The organism is Alteromonas sp. CyTr2, assembly GCF_947311905.1.
Classification (GTDB): Bacteria; Pseudomonadota; Gammaproteobacteria; order Enterobacterales; family Alteromonadaceae; genus Alteromonas; species Alteromonas macleodii.
This window is the reverse complement of record NZ_CAMZMZ010000041.1, coordinates 14,240-31,499: the sequence shown is the minus strand read 5'-3', so window position 1 is coordinate 31,499 and position 17,260 is coordinate 14,240. Positions and strand designations below refer to the sequence as shown.

The window sequence follows — 17,260 nt, the reverse complement described above, 5'->3', positions numbered from 1 at the left end:
ACATTAAAAAATCCGATACCAGAGACTGATATCGGATTTTGAAGCCTTAAAAAGATCGGTCAACCGATCATGAAAATTTTCTTAACTGATCGGCATTAAGCCATTGGCTCGTTTTTTTTTTGGAATGCTTTACTTGAATTGCAGCTTAGTTGACTACTTAAATTCAGTTGAAAGGTGGTCTGAAAACACCGTATTCTTGCAGCACTTACATTGTCTACACAATCGCATATTCACCCAGTGGCCGGCTACAATTAGCGCTGCACCTATCGCGATGGTAAAGGGTTCGTAGTGATGCCCAAAAATATCTTTGTGCCAATAAATAGCGCCACCCGTAAACAGCAATGCAAGCGGGTAGTATTTGCCATGATAGCGAATTGCACCGCTAACCAAGGCGACTGCACCTACAATTAACGAAAAGGTTAATATCGTTCTTTCGAACCACACTTGTGCAAAAAAGCTAGAACCGATCAGCGGCAGCAGAGGCACCAAAACAGGTAGCGCGAGGCAATGCAACGCACACAAGCTCGACACCCAAATGCCAAGTTTGTCTAGTTTTGTTGGATTCTCGTCAATTGGAGTCATTACCCTAATTACCACCGTGAAAAAATGAGTTCGCGAACTATTCGCCAGAGACGTTATATTATAACAGACTCACAGAAATGAGAAACGTTCCCACATTAAATTTTGATCTTAACGAGATGAAAATGAACTAACTACGTATAAAATGGGGAAAAAAAGCTATTCGTTTGGCGCTGTGCCTAAGCGCTCAGCAACGCCTTTTTCTGCGGAGCTGTGCATTAGCCCACTGCTATGTAAGGCATTTTCTTCGGTCATGCTTACCTTGCTATCCTTCACATCGGCGTTATTAAGCGAAGCCGTTTGATTGCGTTCTTTGCCAAACTGCTTTGCCACTTTTGGTGCATGCGAAAAATAGTCGGCTACTGAGGTAAGGGTTAAACCTTCTTTTTCAAGTGAGGGTAAATGAGTTTTCAAGAAATCGACGGTTTCTGGGTGGGGATGACCAATCACAACAACATGACCATTCTTTTTAGCAATACGTTTCATGTGGTTGAACTGCTTAAGTAAGAATGCAGGCTCAAGCTTATGGTCCAGAAAGACCTGTCTACTTGCGCTAGGCACACCTAACCGCTGCGCAATTTCTTCACCTTTTGTGAGTACCGTGGTTCGGCTATCCACAAAAAATAAGCCTTGCCGCTTCACCTCTTTTAAGAGCGCTTCCATTCCTTTTTGCTGCCCCGTGAACGCACTTCCCATATGATTATTCACACCAACCGCGTTCGGCACGCTCTTCATTGCCTTTCGCAAATTGTAAGTAATGGCACCTGCGAACATGTCAGTGGTTAATCCAAGGGGCCCCATGTCCTTTCCACTTTGCGCCTGCATAGGCATATGCAGCATAACGGCCCTGCCTTCTTGCTCAGCGCGGAGCGCAATTTTAGAAGCCAGCGGCGTTTGCGGAAGTATAGAAAAGGTAATTTCTTTAGGGAGAGAAAAAGCAGCGACATCGGACGGCCTGTATCCCAGGTCATCTAATATTATAATTATGTCTGACTTTGCTTTTACTTGAAGGCTAGTTAGCCCGCATAAAACAAAGATTATACAAGGCATTAGCAGACGCAAAAGCATCTAAGTCACATCCGTTTTTCATCATTATTATTAAGCGCACACTACACAATGCTGTGTTTTTTCTAGAATACCAACAACTGATTAAGTTTCAACTTAGTTTCTGTCAATCTAGGATTAACCTGCCTAGTCTAGCCAAGAGCTTGGATTTAGCGCCTTGCCTTTATGACGAATTTCAAAGTAAAGGTTAGGATATTCCTGACCACCACTTCGGCCCACAAGGGCTATGCGTTCACCTTGCCTGACATCATCGCCAGCTTGCTTTAGTAACGCTTGGTTGTGACCGTAAACACTCATATACCCTTCGCCATGATCGACAATAGCGACCAGACCAAATCCGCGCAACCAATCGGCGTACAACACTTTTCCAGGCGCAATGCTGTTTACAGGGTCGCCCTCGGCACCATCTATCACAATGCCTTTCCAAGACACTTGCCCTTGGCGGCGACTACCGAATAAGTTTCGTATTCTGCCTTTTACAGGCGCTGCCAGCTTACCTTTTAATTTGGCAAGTCCATCCATACTCACTTCGGCTTCACGGGCAGCCCGTTCTGCGGCAATCCGCGCAGCTTCAATAGCGTCTTTCAGCGCTTTTTCATCAGCTTGTAGCGACGCAATACGCTGGTTTTCAGAGGCTATGGTTTTGTTTATTTTCTTAAGCGTTGCTTTTCTATCGTCTTGGCGGGTTATAAGTACTGCTCGCTGACCTTCTTGCTCATCTTTCAAAGCGGCAAGTGACAAGGCTTTTTCGCTAAGCTCTGCGTTAACTTCTTCAAGCCTAGCAACATTGCCCCTAAAGCTCTCAATCTCTTTTTGGCGCGCTTTTGCCACGTATTGATAATAGGTAATGACACGCTCGAAGGTTCGCGCGTCATCTTGGTAAAACAGCATTTTTGCATAGTCGTAATGCCCCGCCATAAATGCACTTTTAAGCTGGCTCGATAAAAGTGACTGCTGTTTACGGATAGCCGTTTTAAGCCCTTCTTGTTCTTCTTCGAGCTTCGCTTGTTCTTGCTCAATATTTTTAAGTGACTGTCGGGTGCTGGATAGTGCTTTCGCCACTTTAGCGATTTCGAGTTCAGAGGCCTTCAGCACATTTTCCAATTCCTGTGCACTGGCTCTATTGTTCTCTAATACTTGCTGTCGAGCGCGCAATTCGGCCTGTAACTCAGCTAATTTTTCTTTTTGACTATTCGCACCGCCTTCTTGTGCAATAGCACTACTTCCAATCGGCATAATTGCAAGGGCAACTATGCACCCAATGATTGAAAGAAATAATCGTACTGACATACGTGCGCCTAGAACCTTAACTTTTTCATTGATGACTTAATGTGTTTCATCGTTGCTGTTAACAACGTTTTCCAGTGTATCTGACGCTCCTCCATATGCCCAGTGCAATTTGTTCGTAATATCAATCATCTAAAGTATTTAGCGCAAACCCGCTATGACTGACATTCATCATACTGAAAGGTAAGCTGGTTTCTCGCCCATTTTTCTATATACTTTGCACTCTTTTCATGGTCTGTAGACAGGGTTAGAGGTAATGGATCAACTAATTGAATTTGCTAGCAACAACTTTATTCTTGCTGGTATTTGGGTTGCGCTGATTGCCATGTTGATATTTAGCTATATCAGTGCATGGACATCTTCAGTAAAAGAATTAAGCACGCACGAAGCAACGGTTTTAATGAACAAAGACGATGCGATAGTGCTAGATACACGCCCTGCGAAAGAGTTTAAAGCTGGCCATATTTTGGGTGCCAGACAAATTAAACCTGAAGAGTTGCGTGAGAAAAACTTCAAGAAACTTGAAAACAGTAAAGACAAACCCATTATCGTAGTATGCGCTATGGGTAATCAGGCTCGTGGTACAGCAAATGCGATGCTTAAAGATGGTTTCGCGAATGTGAGTGTATTAAAAGGCGGAATGAACGCGTGGCAAAGTGCCAGCCTTCCCGTTTCTAAATAACAGGTAACCTTTATGAGCAAAGTAGAACTTTACACCAAGGGCCACTGCCCTTACTGCCACCGTGCAAAAGCATTGCTAACGCAAAAAGGTGTAGAATTTATTGAATACCCAATAGATGTTAAGCCTGAACTGCGCGACGAGATGATTGAACGCGCAAACGGCGGCTGGACTGTTCCGCAAATTTTCATTGACGATCAGCACGTTGGTGGCTGTGACGATATGATGGCTTTGGAAGCACAAAGCAAACTAAATCCAATGTTGGGTTTGGCGTAAAGCGTCAGCGCATACAGCAACGCACTACATTAAATTAAAACGACAATTAAATAGGAAATACCATGGCTGACGAAAATCAGACAAATAACGGCGAAGCAGCGGGCGCACAAGCGCAACAGAGTGCTCAGTTCAATATTCAGCGCATCTACACAAAAGACATTTCTTTTGAGTCTCCAAACGCGCCAGCTATTTTCACTAAAGAGTGGAAGCCTGAAATTAAGCTAGACATCGACACTAGCACTAACAAGCTAGAAGAAAATGTATTTGAAGTTGTACTTTCAGTTACCGTTACGGCAACGCTTGGTGAAGAAACAGCATTCCTTTGTGAAGTGCAACAAGCAGGTATCTTCGCTATTGGCGAAATGCCAGACCAAAACAAAGCGCACACGCTGGGCTCGTTCTGCCCGAACATGCTTTTCCCATATGCGCGTGAAACCATTTCTAACTTGGTTAACCGTGGAACATTCCCTCCACTTAACCTAGCGCCTGTAAACTTCGACGCTATCTTTGCAGCTTACGTGCAAAAACGTGCACAGCAAGCGCAGGGCGAAGCGCCAAAAATGGACGCCTAATTAGGTGAACATGAAAGGCGTGGACACGAAGTCGCATTCGGTTTCAGAGTCTGTTTCAGTATTAGGGGCGGGGTCTTACGGCACCGCCCTTGCTTTTTGTCTTGCCAGAAATGGCAACCCCACACTGCTTTGGGGCCGTGATGAAAAGCACATTGCCGAAATGGAAGCGAACCGAGAGAACGCTCGTTATCTTCCAGGCGCAACATTTCCAGATGCCCTAGTGGTAAATGCCAACTTAGAAGAAGTGGTAGCCGCCAGCCAAGATATTTTAGTGGTTGTACCTAGCCATGCATTTGCGGCTATGCTTCAAAGCTTAAAGCCATTGCTTAAACCGCATCAACGCATTATTTGGGCGACCAAAGGACTTGAGCCAAAAACTGGCCGTCTGCTTCGCGATGTGGCAGAGGAAATACTGGGTACCGACTATCCCCTAGCCGTGTTATCAGGCCCTACTTTTGCTAAAGAAATGGTAGCAGGCTTACCGACTGCAATTTCGCTGTCTTCCACTGACGATACGCTGAGTGACGAATTTGCAGCAAAGCTGCATTGCGCAAAGTCGTTCAGAGTATACAAAAACTCAGACTTTACTGGCGTTCAGCTTGGTGGTGCGGTTAAAAACGTTATCGCTATAGGCGCGGGCTTAGCCGATGGCCTTGGCTTTGGTGCAAACGCGCGAACGGCGCTGATCACCCGAGGTTTAGCAGAACTTACCCGTTTAGGCGTGAAGCTGGGTGCAAATCCAGAAACCTTTATGGGTATGGCAGGTCTTGGCGATTTAGTTTTAACTTGTACAGACAATCAATCACGCAATCGCCGCTTTGGCTTGGCATTGGGTCAAGGCAAAAGTGTGGATGTTGCTATCGAAGAAATCGGACAAGTGGTTGAGGGATATCGCAACACTGAAGAAGTGCACATTTTATCTAAAAAAGTAGGTGTGGAAATGCCTATTTGTGAACAAATTTATGCTGTGCTTTATCACGGAAAATCCCCTAAAGAGGCGGCCTTAGCCCTGCTTGGTCGAGACCTCAAAAAAGAAGCCTAATGCACAAAAAAGCCCTGTTCACAGGGCTTTCGTATTGCTGCTTGAGAAAATCTAAAAGCTATGACGAAGTGATGTCGGCGCCTGCGCTTTCTCTGTAGGTGGCAATGACAGAAGAGAGTACGGCTTGATAGCTACTGATCACAGATTGCCTAGCCGAGAAAAAGCTACGTTGAGCATTAAGCAAGTTCAGAAAGTCAGTGTCACCAGCTTTGTAGCGAATATCCGCAAGATGATAAAGCTGCTGATTGTTCTCGAGCGAGGCTAACGCGTAGCGGTAGTTTTGTTGATTGAATACCAAGTTAGTTTGGCTATTTAACAACGCTTCTATCGCGCTAAGCACCGTCTGCTGATACTGTAAAATCGCCAAGTCAACATCCGTTTTTGCCGCCTTCTCTGCAGCTTCTAACCGTCCCCCGTCGAACAGGGTTGCTGCTGAGCTTACTGCTGCGCCTAAGGTCCACCCTTGCGCTAAATCTAAAAGATCACTCACACCAATATCTGCACTTAAGCTCATGCCTGGAAGACCTGCCACTGACGCTTCGTAAAACGCTAAATCAGCCTGCTTAAATTGCGCTATAGCTAACTGAACATCTGGACGCTGCTTCAATACCTCAGCGCTTAATATAGGTGCCACTTCGGGCAGTGAAAAATCGGTTAGCGAAAGGGAAAGCAGCGCTTTTTGTTCAGGCGTATTAAATTGCATAGATTCATTACCTAACAATACCGCTAATGCCCGCTCATTAAGCGTTAAACTATTGCTCAGTCGCAGCACCTCCGACTGAGCACTGATCAAGGTATTGCGCTGTTGGGAAACCTCAATACCTGAGGTATCCCCCTCTTCAAAGCGAATTTGAACTAGGTTTAGCAGCGCTTCGCTAATCTCTACGTTTTGCATCGCAATAGACAGCCGCGACTGCAGTGAAATCTGCTCAAGAAGGGTATTTATAAACAACGCCTGGGTGTCTAACAGCGCATCGGTAAACTGATACTGTGCAGTATCGATACCTAACTGACGACTGCGCTGCTGAGCTTCTCGTGTACCCCATATGTCCGCGTCATAACTCAACCCCAGTCCACCTGAGGTAGAGTGGCTTGAACGGCCACTATCTAGGTCTCTTCCACTGCGTCCAGATGTCCTCGCCGTTATAGTCGGAACGTCACCTGCATTAACTTGTGCTAACAGAAATTGCGCTCGTTTTACCCTCTGCTCGGCTTGATTAAGGGTTAAATTTTGGCTTTCAAGCGTCTTCATTACGGGCGCAAGTTCAGCCACCTCGAACACCTTCCACCATGATGTTGTTATTTGACTAGTCGCGTCCACAGACTTCGCTTTTTGTAGCGCCTGCGTGTCAGTTTCGGGCAACGTTGTAGAAGGTGAATAAGCGCAGCTTGCGGTCAGCACGATACAAGAGAACGCGCACAGTAATGAACGAGCGGCAAGAGACACAGAAAAACGAAAAGAATGCATGGCGTTACTCCTCTGCCAACGCGTCAATAGGATTAAGCTTTGATGCTTTTTGAGCAGGGGCGTAACCAAAAATGAGCCCTACAGCGAGAGATGTGACAAAAGCCAAAACGGGCGGCATTAGCGTGTAGGCGACAGGCACACTGAATGAAGCAACGATAAGGACAACAAAATAGCCCAGAAGAATGCCGAAGATACCACCCAAGATACACACTACCCATGCCTCGATATTGAACTGGCGCAATATATCGCGAGGTTTTGCGCCTGTGGCTATGCGTAGTCCAATCTCCCTCTTACGCTCAGATACGTTGACCAGCATGATATTCATTACACCGATACCGCCAACAAACAAAGATATGGCAGCAACAGACGCCAAGAGCCAAGTTAACGTGTCTTGCGTTTCCGTGACCGCCTCTACCAGTGACTCTGTGGTACGCACCATCACGTCTTCTTGTCCGTGACGTTCTACCAACAGTGCCAGCACATCATCTTTTACCTGAGTGGCTACTTCGGTACTTTCTGCCTTTATGGTAATGCTGCTTAAGTAATCCCGACCAAATACCTTCAAACGGCCAGTTGTAACCGGAATGAGCACTTCGTCATCCATATCGTTACCACCTGCACTGGCGCCCTTAGAATGAAGTACACCTACGACCTGATAGAAGGCATTTTGCATCAAGATGTACTCGCCTACTGCCCGATATTTATCTTCAAACAGGGTCTCTGCTACCGTATCTCCAATTACCACCACAGGTGCATAATTTGTTACGTCTTCATCGCTGAAAAACACGCCCTGCGCCATTTCCCAGTCTTTAGCATGAAAGTAGTCAGGTGTGGTGCCTGTAATACGTCCTGAAAAATCGTTTTCGCTGTATCGGATGGTTGCCCTTGCACTTCTTTCCGGGGCGACATAAGCCACACCCGGAACACTTTTCAATGCAGTGGCATCGGCTAACGTCAGCGATGCAATATCACCGGATGAGCGCATGTTTCGTCCACCCGGCCTAATCGAAATCAGGTTAGTGCCAATGGTTTCAATACGCTCTAGTACCTGCTGTTTACCTCCCTCACCGATGGCCATCATGGTCACCACTGCCGCTACTCCAATAATAATTCCCAAGAGAGTGAGCAAGGTTCTAAACCAATTCATTCTAAGGGCAGTGAACGCCATAGATAGGGCTGAAAAAAGTGAGATACTTGGAAAAGGTTTGATTGCCGGTACCGGCGTGGGCTCTTGAGAATGTACGTGCTGCACTGAAGCCGCATTCTTTTCAACTGATTCACTTGTGCTAGGCGCAGCGGTTTTGGTATCTGTTACAATTTTCCCATCAAGCAAGTGTATTTGCCTGTCGGCATGTTCAGCAACTGCACTATCGTGGGTGATAAGAATAATAGTTACCCCTTCTGCGTGTAGCTCGCGAAGCAATGCCAGTAACTGTTCTCCGCTGGCCGAGTCAAGCGCCCCGGTGGGCTCGTCGGCTAGTATTACTTCTGCACCATTAATTAAGGCTCGCGCTACCGAGACACGCTGTTGTTGGCCACCTGAAAGCTCTCCGGGTTTGTGCTCTTTTCTACTTGAAAGGCCAAGCTTACCAAGCAGCTGTTGCGCTTTTTGAGTGCGATCTTCGCTAGACGTACCGCTGTATATTGCTGGCAGCGCCACGTTTTCAGTGGCATTTAGCGACGACAGTAGTTGATAGCGCTGGAAAACAAACCCAAACGTTTTCAAGCGAAGGGCAGAGAGTTGGTCTGGGTTTAACGAAGACACTGACTGCCCGTGAATACGGTACTCCCCTTCTGAAGGGGTGTCTAAACACCCTAGGATATTCATCAAGGTCGACTTACCCGACCCCGACTGCCCCATAATGGCGACAAATTCCCCCTTATCGATTGATAATGAAACCTTGTCTAATGCGGTAACTTCAAAGCCTTCCGTTTTGTAGCGGCGTGACACGCCATCAAGTTGTATTAACGACATATTAGAACCCGTCACGGCGGCGAGGTGGGCCTGATGGCGGCTGCCCACCCGGCACTCTGCGCATGCCCGCGGCCGGCATTGCGGTGCCGTCTGCTAGACCCACAACCACTTCATCACCTTCTGATAGGCCTTCTATAATTTGAATATGGGTTCTATTTTTTATGCCTACTTTTACTGGCGTGCGAACCACCTCATCGCCCTGTTTAAGCATCACGAATTGATTGCGAGCTCGTCCTTTTACTGCCGCTAACGGCACAGAAAGCGCGCCTTTCACCTGCTCCTGCACAAAGAACACTTGGGTAGTCATGGCGTCCATTAAAGTGCGTTCAGGATTCTCAACATCGATTAGCACTTGGTATAGCACTACGTCATTAAGTACAGTGGGTGTAGGTAGCACTTGACGAACGGTAGAATGGTAGAAGGTTTTGTTATCGCCCAAGGTAGAGAAATAGACTGGCATGCCGCGCTTTATTTTCTGCACATCGGCTTCGGACACTTCTGCGCGTAGGGTCATTACTGATAAATCGGAAATTTGAAGCAACACGGGGGCGTTTTGATTGGCATTCAGGGTTTGCCCCTCACGCACCGGTAAGGTCGCTACAGTTCCGGATATTGGCGCAAATATCTTTGCAAACCCGAGCTTAGTAATATCCCCTTCCAGCGAGGCTTCGTCGGCTTTAATCTGTGCGATGCTCGCCGTGATCTTGGTATCGATAACTTTAAGGTTTGTATCGCTGCTTACGACTACATCTTGGCTGACTGCATTTTGCTTAAACAAATTTTGATTGCGTTGCGCTCTCACTTTGGCGAGTTCTCGCTCTGCCCGCAGCTGAGCCAGCTGTGCTTTTTTGCTGTCCAGCGCCGCTTGAGAGTTCTGTACTTGTGTTTCAAATACACGGGCATCGATCTCTACCAGCAAATCGCCTTCTTTAACAATATCCCCCTCTTCTACGTGAATATTGTCTACCTGACCTGAAACCTGCGCACCTACCTCTACGTAGCGCTTGGGCTCAAGCTGACCTGTAGACACCAAATTTAATTCGATGTCTCGTATCTTTGCACCTTGAAAGAGATATTCGGTATTTGTCTGAGGTGAGTATAGCCATGCATAAACAGCATAAGCGGGCACAAACACAATAATTGCAATGAGCAGTACTTTAATGGGTAGAGGGAGTTTCAAAGCATTCGATCCATAAAAAAAACTGAATGCAATATAGCGAATGTAAAGATTCGCCACGAGAGACAATCTTTACATTTACGCTATCTTTACAGACATTTTTAAAGGCTGAATAAGCTTTTGATTTGAATGGTTAAAAGAGTTTTTAGCAAAACAGTAAGCGTTAAAGAAAGTACTAACGAGCACCCTCGTAACCAAACTGACGCCAGCTTTCATACACAAATACCGATACAGCATTAGACAAGTTCATACTACGACTGTCTGGCAACATAGGGATGCGAACACGCTGCTCTGGGGGAAGCGATTGAATATAGTCGTCTGGTAAACCTCGGGTTTCCGGTCCGAAAATTAACGCATCGCCTTTTTCATAAGACACATCGCTGTGAAACGCTTTGCCTTTCGTTGTGCAAGCGAATACCCGTTTTGGCTTAGCATCATTCAGGTAAGCGTCTAAATTGGCGTGGCGCTTTACGTGAGCAAACTCGTGATAATCTAAACCTGCGCGTCGAACGCGTTTATCGTCCCATTCAAAACCCAAGGGCTCGATTAAGTGCAACATAAAGCCACTGTTTGCGCATAAGCGGATGATGTTTCCCGTATTAGGCGGGATCTCTGGCTGATAGAGTACGATATCGAGCATGCTTTTTTAAATTACCTTCACAGTTAACAACTCGTTTATTTTATACCGAAACGCCATTCTTCATCACCCTTGCACACACTTTTATTACCTGTGAAATAGAAAGCGCTGCTCTTAAGTACGATCACCAAACTAAATGTTAGCTGCGGCTGCACTTATGTAGACGAGTCTTTTGTCAAAAAGTCGAGAATACGCGCCACAGAGCGCTCGCGAATGTCGTCAGACTCGGTGAATAGCTCATGGTAAGCGCGGGGCACTATTTCAAGTTTTGCATTTGGCATAAGCTGCGCCACGCGGCGTTGACGGTTATTATCAATAATCGCGTCATCGTCTGCACTTAATACAAGCGAGGGCGTTGTAATAGCGCGTGCGCTACTTTCAATTTTGTTCATAGCCTGATGCGCCGCTGCCAACCACTCTGTAGTTACGCCACCAAGCTGAATATCCTGTTCTTCGTCATACAGCTCACGAAACAGGGCATAGCGGGTTTTGCTGTGGGTGAGCTTATTAAGTGAAAAAGGAAACGCGATATACGGGGTTTGACCAAAAAAGTACCCCGCATCTTTCTTTTTCATCCTGTTTACCGCAAGGCCTGTGCGAATTAAGCCATTCGCCAACCAATTGGGCAGAGCGGGTTTAATGCCAAACATGGGTGAAGCTAAAACGGCTTTTGAAAACAAATTCGGAAGACGCAGCAGCGTGAGTGCACCAATGGCGCCCCCCATCGAATGGCATACCAGCTGTAACGGGCCTTGCTGCAGTGGCTTTACAATAGTTTCTACGAACATAACGAAGTCATCAACGTAGTCGTCAAAATCGGCAACATAACCATGCTGAGGGTCACGGGTCATCCTGTCTGACAAGCCTTGGCCTCTGTGATCTAAGATGAATACGGCGAAACCATTTTGATAGAGATCGTAAATGAACTCTTTGTACTTTAAATAAGATTCGATTCGACCAGAGCATATTACAATGGTAGCTCGCGGCGATTCTGGGATACAGTGCGCAAAGCGTACCTTGATATTGTCTTTCCCAGAGAAGTGGCCCTGAGTAACACTGTTTTGCCAGAAGGGATTGATATACGTGGCAAAAGTGCTGGCTAAGTTATTTTCAGACGTGAACGTCCAGTTCATAAATACCCTATTACAGTCAAATTGCGCTCTTTGTTAGGTTACGGAGTGCTATCAACATTCCCAATCATAACTTGGGAAATGACATAGTAACTCGTAGCCCACCGCGCTCAGCAGGTTCAGCGATTATGCGTCCATGATGCAACTCAACTGCCGCTTTTGCAATGGATAAGCCCAAGCCTACGCCTCCTGACTCACGCTCTCTGGCAAGAGTTGCCCTGTAAAACGGAGAAAATATACGCTCACATTCCTCAATGGTTAACCCGTCGCCGTCATCTGTAATGTGAATACACCAATGCTGCGCATCTTCGCTAAACGCAATATGCGTGACGAGTTTGCTATGGCGTATGGCATTGCGAAGAACATTCTCGACAGCGCGACAAAACATCATGCTGTCAATGACTACCGTCTTTTTGGGTATATCGTCAATTTTTAACTGCTTGTTTTTGTTTGCCACTTCAAAGTTAGCGTCGGTAAGCACATCGTTGAGTACTAAAGACAAAGCGTGTTTTTGCATGTTGGCTTCGCCAGCTTCAGCACGACTAAGAGTAAGTAATTGGCTTACCAGCGCTTCCATACGATCAGCCTCTCGCTCAACACGAGATAACGTGGCAGGGTCTACATTTTGCTGATGGGCAAGACCTAGCGCCATTTGCAGTCGCGCTAGGGGTGAACGAAGTTCGTGAGACACATCGGCCAATAATCGCTTTTGTGCGCCCCACATTGATTCGAGCTGTTCAGCCATTTTATTGAAATCGCGCGCCAACTGACCTAACTCATCCTGACGCTTGGCAGCCTTGCCCACCCGCGTTTGCCAGTCGCCGCTTGCTAAACGTTTTGCTGAACCCTGAATGTGCAAAATAGGGTTGGTCAGCGTTTTAGCAAATAGCCAGCTCAAAAGCGTGGTAGTAATAAGTGCAATCGCCAAAAACAGCAGAACCGGAGGAGTTTGCTTTTCGGGCATATCTAGCTTTACCGCAAAAAGCGCAAAGCGTGAATTGTCTCGCTCGAAGAAAACCGGGCCGAGAATTTTGAATGCGCCGCGCTTTACTGCAATCGGGGAGGTTTGATTTACCAAACGCAGTAAATCTTCTTTATCGTTGTCACGAAGCGGAGGGCCTCCACCTGAAATAAGGCGGTTGTCGCGAATATCTACCGCAACCAGTCGACCTCTCACGCCACGTGAATTGCGATCTAGCGTCTCATGTAACGGTAGGTCCTGAAAGCGCCCACGCTGCATCCGCTCAATGGCTTGATTTAAATCTTCTACTTCGCGAGGCTTTATTTGCACAACTTGAAGGTCTTCAAAAAAGAGGCGACTTCCCCAAATGGCCAAAAGCGATGTAACAATGAACGTTGCCCAAAACCACAGAAACAAACGGCCCATGATGGCCCGCGTTGGGCTGATGCTGCGTAACAGTTTTACCATTAATGGCTTCCAACAATTAACATGTACCCTACTCCGCGGATGGTTTTTATTTTTTCATCTACGGCTACTGCACTGATTTTCTTTCGCAGATTGCTAACATGCATATCAATGCTTCTGTCAAAAGCTTGCAGTGGCTTGCCGAGTATCTTTAAGCTTATTTCTTCTTTCGTTACCCGCTGAGCGGCATTTAGCATTAGTAAGCGCAAAATTAAAAACTCAGTTGTGGTTAGCGTTAATTCCACATCGTCTACTTTAGCGAGCTGGCTACTTGGGCTTAAAAAGATGCCATTCACAAATAAATCTTGTTCCACCGCTCCTCCCGTTGAGGAAAGATTATGACGACGCACAATCGCTTTTATTCGCGCCACCAGCTCACGATGGTTAAACGGTTTCGGTAAATAATCATCGGCGCCCATTTCCAGACCTAAAATGCGGTCGTAATCATCGCCTCTCGCTGTCAACATAAGTACAGGCGTGCTATGGCTGACACGAAGTTTTTTCAACACATCGAAGCCATCCATCTTTGGCATCATCACATCCAATAAAATAAGATCGTAATGTCGTCCAGATACAGCTTCAGATAACCCTTCTTCGCCGTCGTTACGCACTTGCACTTGATAACCCATACTCGACAGGTACGTGGAGAGCATTTCAGTTAGCTCAAGGTCATCATCAATAACAAGGATAGACTGCAAATGAAAATCTGAACTCATGGTATTAAACTCTTTAACGGTTGGAACTGCTGACCTTTGATTCATGAAAGTGCCTGTAATTTTTATAAACTTCAACCTGCGCTTGTGGTGAGTCTGGTCTAAATTAAACGAAAAACACTGACAAACGCATACTATATCTTTTCAGACCTTTACAATTACAAAACGGCATCACCTTTACAGAAGCTTTACAGTGTGTTGACTGCTTTTTGTATTTATCACGCTAGGATTAGCGTGTCCGAACAAAAAGGAGACGACAATGAAAAAGTTATTAATTGCTAGTGCAACTGTAGCGGCGATTAGCTTAGGTGGACTTGCGTTGGCTCAGCCAGCAGGCCCTGGTATGCGTCACCACGAACCGGTTAAAGAAATTGTTAAACACCTTCGCGGTTTAAGCTTAAGCGACGCACAACGCGAAGAGATAAAAACACTCATAAGCGCATTTAAAGACGCTAACCCTCGACCTGAAAATCACGATAGTGAGAAGCCAAGTTTCGATTTTGAAACTGCTTCTGAGGCACAAATCAGCACCTTTATACAAACTCAACTTGAAGAGCGTGAGTCGAAACACTTTGCGCTTGCGCAACTACGCCACAATATTTTTAACGTGCTAAGTGAAGAGCAGCGAGCGAAAGTCTTGGCACGCGAAGAAAGTAGAGATCAAAAAAGAGCGGCGAAAGGCGATAAGCGACGCAACGCGTCTGACGAGCAAAAGTCACAATTTGCAAAACGTATGGATGATGAAGGCAAAGGCAAAAAATTCCGTGGTCACGGTAAAGGTGAAAGAGGCGACAGAGATCACCAGCGGGATGGCACGCCGTTTAAAGGCATTGACCTGACCGATGATCAGCTGGCAAATCTTGCTGAACTTCGTGAATCATTCAAGGGTACATCCAAAGCCAATAGAGAAACGTTGCGAAGCTTTAAGGATGCCCAGCGCGATCTGATTAGAAGCTCGTCTTTCTCACAAGACTCTTGGAACGCTCTTGTTGCCCAGTACAAAGACGACCTTGTCAGTGCTGGTGTTGAAAAAGCCAAACAGCGCCAGGCCATGTTTGCAGTACTAACGCCTGAACAGCAAGCTGAGTTAAAAGCGCAGCGCGAAGAAGGTCGAAAGCTACGTGACTTACTGCGTTCTTAGTATTCAGTAACACCCTAACCCACCGTAAAAAGTGCTGGCCTTGGCCAGCCTTTTTTATGGCTGGCTTCCAACCTGCTGACTTTCTTTTAGCCTACGTTTCGCCGAGAGAGTTAACGGCGTGACAAAATCACCAATATGTACGCTATCACTACCTGACTCCGCTTTGAGTAAACTGACGTCATCAGAAACTTCGTACACCTGCAAAGTCAAAGTCTTCGTTGAAAACAGTCCCGGCTTTCTTGATAAGCCCAATGCAGGCAGCGCCCGTTGCTTAACCAATGAAAACTCATCGCCCACGGCTAACCCACTATTTTTACCCAGATCTATAGCAATGTAGTCAGGCGAGATATCAATGACCTGCGCATAAGTCGTTTCGCACTGAAGTGCCGCGTGAATGTCAGTAATAGCAGCGTGTACCGTATTGAGGACCATGCGGCCAAAATCACTGCGCCACAACAAGCTGTTGCTCATATCCACCGAATAATGTTGAGAAAAGGGCCAATCGGCCTCGCTGTGATAGCTATCATTAAAAATCACCTTGGCTTTGAAAGTGTCGAGCACGTAAACCTGAACGGTAAAATTCCGGCGAAGCGCAACACCATCAGTTTCAAATACCGAGGTAGCCTGCGACACCTGTTCGAAAAGAGAAATGTCCTTTACAAACCCGAATACCACAAACTGCTGCCCATATTCACTTCGCAGAAAGGTCGACATAGCCGTTAAATCAATGTCTGACAAACTGGAGGTTAACCAGGTGTTAGCGTTAATAAGAGAAACAGGAATCTGGCTTACATCTCCACTTTGATAAAGACCGTTGAGTTGCTGAGCAAATCGTTGAGACACGTGACTGCCAAATGAATAGAGCATGCCAGTCGCGGCCTGTTGGGGTGATGTTAAAGGAAATTCTGTCACTAAAATGCGATGGGCAAGTCCGTTGTTAGTGCAATTGAACAGAGGCGTAATGTTTACATTCACCACCACTGTAAGCGCGTCGTCTTTGAGTGTTTCGCTTATGATCTCTACTCTTTGAACTCTGCCCTGAGAACGAATTTCGGCTTTGCTGGATAGGAGTAGCCCGTCTACCGTGATATCCTGCGCGGAAATGGTACTGCCACTGCGAAAAGCCGCGTCAGCAATGGCATTTTGTATGGCGCTGGTTCTCACGTCGCTAAGTTCTGCGCCAGCGAGTGCCATTGTAGCTTCACCCTGTACCCATTGAGCCCATGCGTGCTGAGTAACCAAAGAAGGAAGTAGTACCAGCAAAGCAGTAAGACTGATGCGTAAGCTTGGCAAAATAGTGCCTTTCATCGCGCTTATCCAAATATTGAAAACAGCTTGCCAATCACCGTTCGCTGCTGATTATCTTGCAGCTCACCCGTACCGCTATACTCAATTAACGCGTTGCCGACTTTTGAAGACAATACGGTATTACTTTCATCCACATCTTTTTTTCTTACCTCTCCTGAAAAGCGAATGTATTCTTTTCCTCTGTTCATCATTATCCACTTTTCACCCGTTACCAGTAAATTCCCTGCCGGCGTTATTCCCGTAACATACACGGTAATGCTGCCACTCATCGAATTTGACTGCTTAGTTTTAGCAGAGCTGGCGAACTCACTGTCCTGTTCGTGCTCCACCTCAACGTCATCTTCGTCAATTCGAATTCCCCCCACTTTTAGTGTGACGGGAGACAAATCAAAGGATGTGTTTTTGTCTGTATTAAAATCGAGCGACTTCTCCGACTGCGTCTGTTCTTCAAGCTTAACTAGAATCATATCCCCCACTTTGAAGCTTGCGTGGCGTTCATAAAGCCCTACAGAGTGCTCAGGATTAAATAGCGACCCCGTGGGTACATGCAAGGTCGACGTTGGCTCCATCCTAGGGGGTGAGTAACGGGGATCGCCAGGCGACGGCTCTTCCTCAACAGGCTTTACAGCTCGTTGCGACACATTTGGGTTGGTAGGGCTACTTTGAACAACCTGTTCTTCGTCAGTGAGTGTTTGGGCACAACCACCAAGTGTAAAGATTGCGATTAGTGTGTGTATATGGCATCGAACTTTCATGACATTGCTCAGTATTAGTTTTTATGCAGT

General features: G+C 46.3%; 17 protein-coding genes. 5 read left to right on the top strand and 12 right to left on the bottom strand.

Annotation, left to right across the window (positions count from 1 at the left end; genetic code table 11):
• Window positions 1-153 precede the first annotated feature (153 nt).
• The 3 genes from QME20_RS17135 to QME20_RS17125 form a co-directional block, all read right to left on the bottom strand.
• Window positions 154-582 (bottom strand): MerC domain-containing protein, encoded by a 429-nt coding sequence (locus QME20_RS17135; protein WP_014948073.1) that lies wholly within the window; start codon window positions 580-582, stop codon window positions 154-156.
• 156 nt (window positions 583-738) lie between these two features.
• A complete protein-coding gene (locus QME20_RS17130) occupies window positions 739-1,629 on the bottom strand; it encodes a divergent polysaccharide deacetylase family protein (protein WP_281716301.1) in 891 nt (296 codons plus the stop codon).
• A gap of 141 nt (window positions 1,630-1,770) precedes the next feature.
• Window positions 1,771-2,934 (bottom strand): peptidoglycan DD-metalloendopeptidase family protein, encoded by a 1,164-nt coding sequence (locus QME20_RS17125; RefSeq protein ID WP_039225056.1) that lies wholly within the window; start codon window positions 2,932-2,934, stop codon window positions 1,771-1,773.
• A 253-nt stretch (window positions 2,935-3,187) separates the two neighbouring features.
• On the opposite strand from QME20_RS17125, the gene QME20_RS17120 reads away from it, so the two are divergent.
• The 4 genes from QME20_RS17120 to gpsA all read left to right on the top strand — a co-directional run bounded on the left by QME20_RS17120 (window position 3,188) and on the right by gpsA (window position 5,500).
• Window positions 3,188-3,613 carry a rhodanese-like domain-containing protein gene (locus tag QME20_RS17120; RefSeq protein WP_014948070.1) on the top strand — a complete coding sequence of 142 codons (426 nt, stop codon included), beginning with the start codon at window positions 3,188-3,190 and terminating at the stop codon, window positions 3,611-3,613.
• A 12-nt stretch (window positions 3,614-3,625) separates the two neighbouring features.
• Window positions 3,626-3,886, top strand: coding sequence for a glutaredoxin 3 (gene grxC, locus QME20_RS17115; protein WP_014948069.1), 261 nt, complete (start codon window positions 3,626-3,628; stop codon window positions 3,884-3,886).
• A 62-nt stretch (window positions 3,887-3,948) separates the two neighbouring features.
• Window positions 3,949-4,458, top strand: a complete 510-nt coding sequence (secB, locus tag QME20_RS17110; RefSeq protein WP_014948068.1) for a protein-export chaperone SecB — start codon at window positions 3,949-3,951, stop codon at window positions 4,456-4,458.
• Window positions 4,459-4,468: 10 nt separating this feature from the next.
• On the top strand, window positions 4,469-5,500 hold the full coding sequence (gene gpsA, locus QME20_RS17105; protein ID WP_281716300.1) for an NAD(P)H-dependent glycerol-3-phosphate dehydrogenase: 1,032 nt from the start codon (window positions 4,469-4,471) through the stop codon (window positions 5,498-5,500).
• 58 nt (window positions 5,501-5,558) lie between these two features.
• Here gpsA and QME20_RS17100 read toward each other — a convergent pair whose 3' ends face one another.
• From QME20_RS17100 to QME20_RS17070, 7 genes are all read right to left on the bottom strand, one after another.
• Window positions 5,559-6,968, bottom strand: a complete 1,410-nt coding sequence (locus QME20_RS17100) for a TolC family protein (protein WP_281716299.1) — start codon at window positions 6,966-6,968, stop codon at window positions 5,559-5,561.
• A 4-nt stretch (window positions 6,969-6,972) separates the two neighbouring features.
• Complete coding sequence (locus QME20_RS17095; RefSeq protein WP_281716298.1) at window positions 6,973-8,943, bottom strand: MacB family efflux pump subunit; 1,971 nt, start codon at window positions 8,941-8,943, stop codon at window positions 6,973-6,975.
• Between the two features lies 1 nt (window position 8,944).
• The gene (locus QME20_RS17090) at window positions 8,945-10,123 is read right to left on the bottom strand and encodes an efflux RND transporter periplasmic adaptor subunit (RefSeq protein ID WP_281716297.1); all 1,179 of its coding nucleotides are present in this window, start codon (window positions 10,121-10,123) and stop codon (window positions 8,945-8,947) included.
• Between the two features lie 172 nt (window positions 10,124-10,295).
• On the bottom strand, window positions 10,296-10,760 hold the full coding sequence (gene trmL, locus QME20_RS17085; protein WP_014948062.1) for a tRNA (uridine(34)/cytosine(34)/5-carboxymethylaminomethyluridine(34)-2'-O)-methyltransferase TrmL: 465 nt from the start codon (window positions 10,758-10,760) through the stop codon (window positions 10,296-10,298).
• A 152-nt stretch (window positions 10,761-10,912) separates the two neighbouring features.
• Complete coding sequence (locus QME20_RS17080; RefSeq protein WP_281716296.1) at window positions 10,913-11,890, bottom strand: alpha/beta fold hydrolase; 978 nt, start codon at window positions 11,888-11,890, stop codon at window positions 10,913-10,915.
• A gap of 64 nt (window positions 11,891-11,954) precedes the next feature.
• The gene (locus tag QME20_RS17075; RefSeq protein ID WP_014948060.1) at window positions 11,955-13,316 is read right to left on the bottom strand and encodes an ATP-binding protein; all 1,362 of its coding nucleotides are present in this window, start codon (window positions 13,314-13,316) and stop codon (window positions 11,955-11,957) included.
• Window positions 13,316-14,029: a response regulator transcription factor gene (locus QME20_RS17070; RefSeq protein ID WP_039225152.1), complete on the bottom strand. Its 714-nt coding sequence runs from the start codon at window positions 14,027-14,029 to the stop codon at window positions 13,316-13,318. The genes QME20_RS17075 and QME20_RS17070 overlap by 1 nt, the downstream gene beginning before the upstream one ends.
• Before the next feature lie 256 nt (window positions 14,030-14,285).
• On the opposite strand from QME20_RS17070, the gene QME20_RS17065 reads away from it, so the two are divergent.
• Window positions 14,286-15,167 (top strand): Spy/CpxP family protein refolding chaperone, encoded by an 882-nt coding sequence (locus tag QME20_RS17065; protein ID WP_239241068.1) that lies wholly within the window; start codon window positions 14,286-14,288, stop codon window positions 15,165-15,167.
• Window positions 15,168-15,221: 54 nt separating this feature from the next.
• On the opposite strand, the gene QME20_RS17060 is transcribed toward QME20_RS17065, so the two are convergent.
• Together QME20_RS17060 and QME20_RS17055 are read right to left on the bottom strand one after the other, a co-directional pair.
• Window positions 15,222-16,475, bottom strand: a complete 1,254-nt coding sequence (locus tag QME20_RS17060; protein WP_239241069.1) for a flagellar assembly protein T N-terminal domain-containing protein — start codon at window positions 16,473-16,475, stop codon at window positions 15,222-15,224.
• A gap of 5 nt (window positions 16,476-16,480) precedes the next feature.
• The gene (locus QME20_RS17055) at window positions 16,481-17,230 is read right to left on the bottom strand and encodes a flagellar basal body L-ring protein FlgH (RefSeq protein WP_239241070.1); all 750 of its coding nucleotides are present in this window, start codon (window positions 17,228-17,230) and stop codon (window positions 16,481-16,483) included.
• Window positions 17,231-17,260 lie beyond the last annotated feature (30 nt).

Excerpts from the sequence above, each read along its gene's own strand:
- QME20_RS17135 (WP_014948073.1), bottom strand. The coding sequence starts at position 582 with ATGACTCCAATTGACGAGAATCCAACAAAACTAGACAAACTTGGCATT.
- QME20_RS17130 (WP_281716301.1), bottom strand. The coding sequence starts at position 1,629 with ATGCCTTGTATAATCTTTGTTTTATGCGGGCTAACTAGCCTTCAAGTA.
- QME20_RS17125 (WP_039225056.1), bottom strand. The coding sequence starts at position 2,934 with ATGTCAGTACGATTATTTCTTTCAATCATTGGGTGCATAGTTGCCCTT.
- QME20_RS17120 (WP_014948070.1), top strand. The coding sequence starts at position 3,188 with ATGGATCAACTAATTGAATTTGCTAGCAACAACTTTATTCTTGCTGGT.
- grxC (WP_014948069.1), top strand. The coding sequence starts at position 3,626 with ATGAGCAAAGTAGAACTTTACACCAAGGGCCACTGCCCTTACTGCCAC.
- secB (WP_014948068.1), top strand. The coding sequence starts at position 3,949 with ATGGCTGACGAAAATCAGACAAATAACGGCGAAGCAGCGGGCGCACAA.
- gpsA (WP_281716300.1), top strand. The coding sequence starts at position 4,469 with ATGAAAGGCGTGGACACGAAGTCGCATTCGGTTTCAGAGTCTGTTTCA.
- QME20_RS17100 (WP_281716299.1), bottom strand. The coding sequence starts at position 6,968 with ATGCATTCTTTTCGTTTTTCTGTGTCTCTTGCCGCTCGTTCATTACTG.
- QME20_RS17095 (WP_281716298.1), bottom strand. The coding sequence starts at position 8,943 with ATGTCGTTAATACAACTTGATGGCGTGTCACGCCGCTACAAAACGGAA.
- trmL (WP_014948062.1), bottom strand. The coding sequence starts at position 10,760 with ATGCTCGATATCGTACTCTATCAGCCAGAGATCCCGCCTAATACGGGA.
- QME20_RS17080 (WP_281716296.1), bottom strand. The coding sequence starts at position 11,890 with ATGAACTGGACGTTCACGTCTGAAAATAACTTAGCCAGCACTTTTGCC.
- QME20_RS17075 (WP_014948060.1), bottom strand. The coding sequence starts at position 13,316 with ATGGTAAAACTGTTACGCAGCATCAGCCCAACGCGGGCCATCATGGGC.
- QME20_RS17070 (WP_039225152.1), bottom strand. The coding sequence starts at position 14,029 with ATGAGTTCAGATTTTCATTTGCAGTCTATCCTTGTTATTGATGATGAC.
- QME20_RS17065 (WP_239241068.1), top strand. The coding sequence starts at position 14,286 with ATGAAAAAGTTATTAATTGCTAGTGCAACTGTAGCGGCGATTAGCTTA.
- QME20_RS17060 (WP_239241069.1), bottom strand. The coding sequence starts at position 16,475 with ATGAAAGGCACTATTTTGCCAAGCTTACGCATCAGTCTTACTGCTTTG.
- QME20_RS17055 (WP_239241070.1), bottom strand. The coding sequence starts at position 17,230 with ATGAAAGTTCGATGCCATATACACACACTAATCGCAATCTTTACACTT.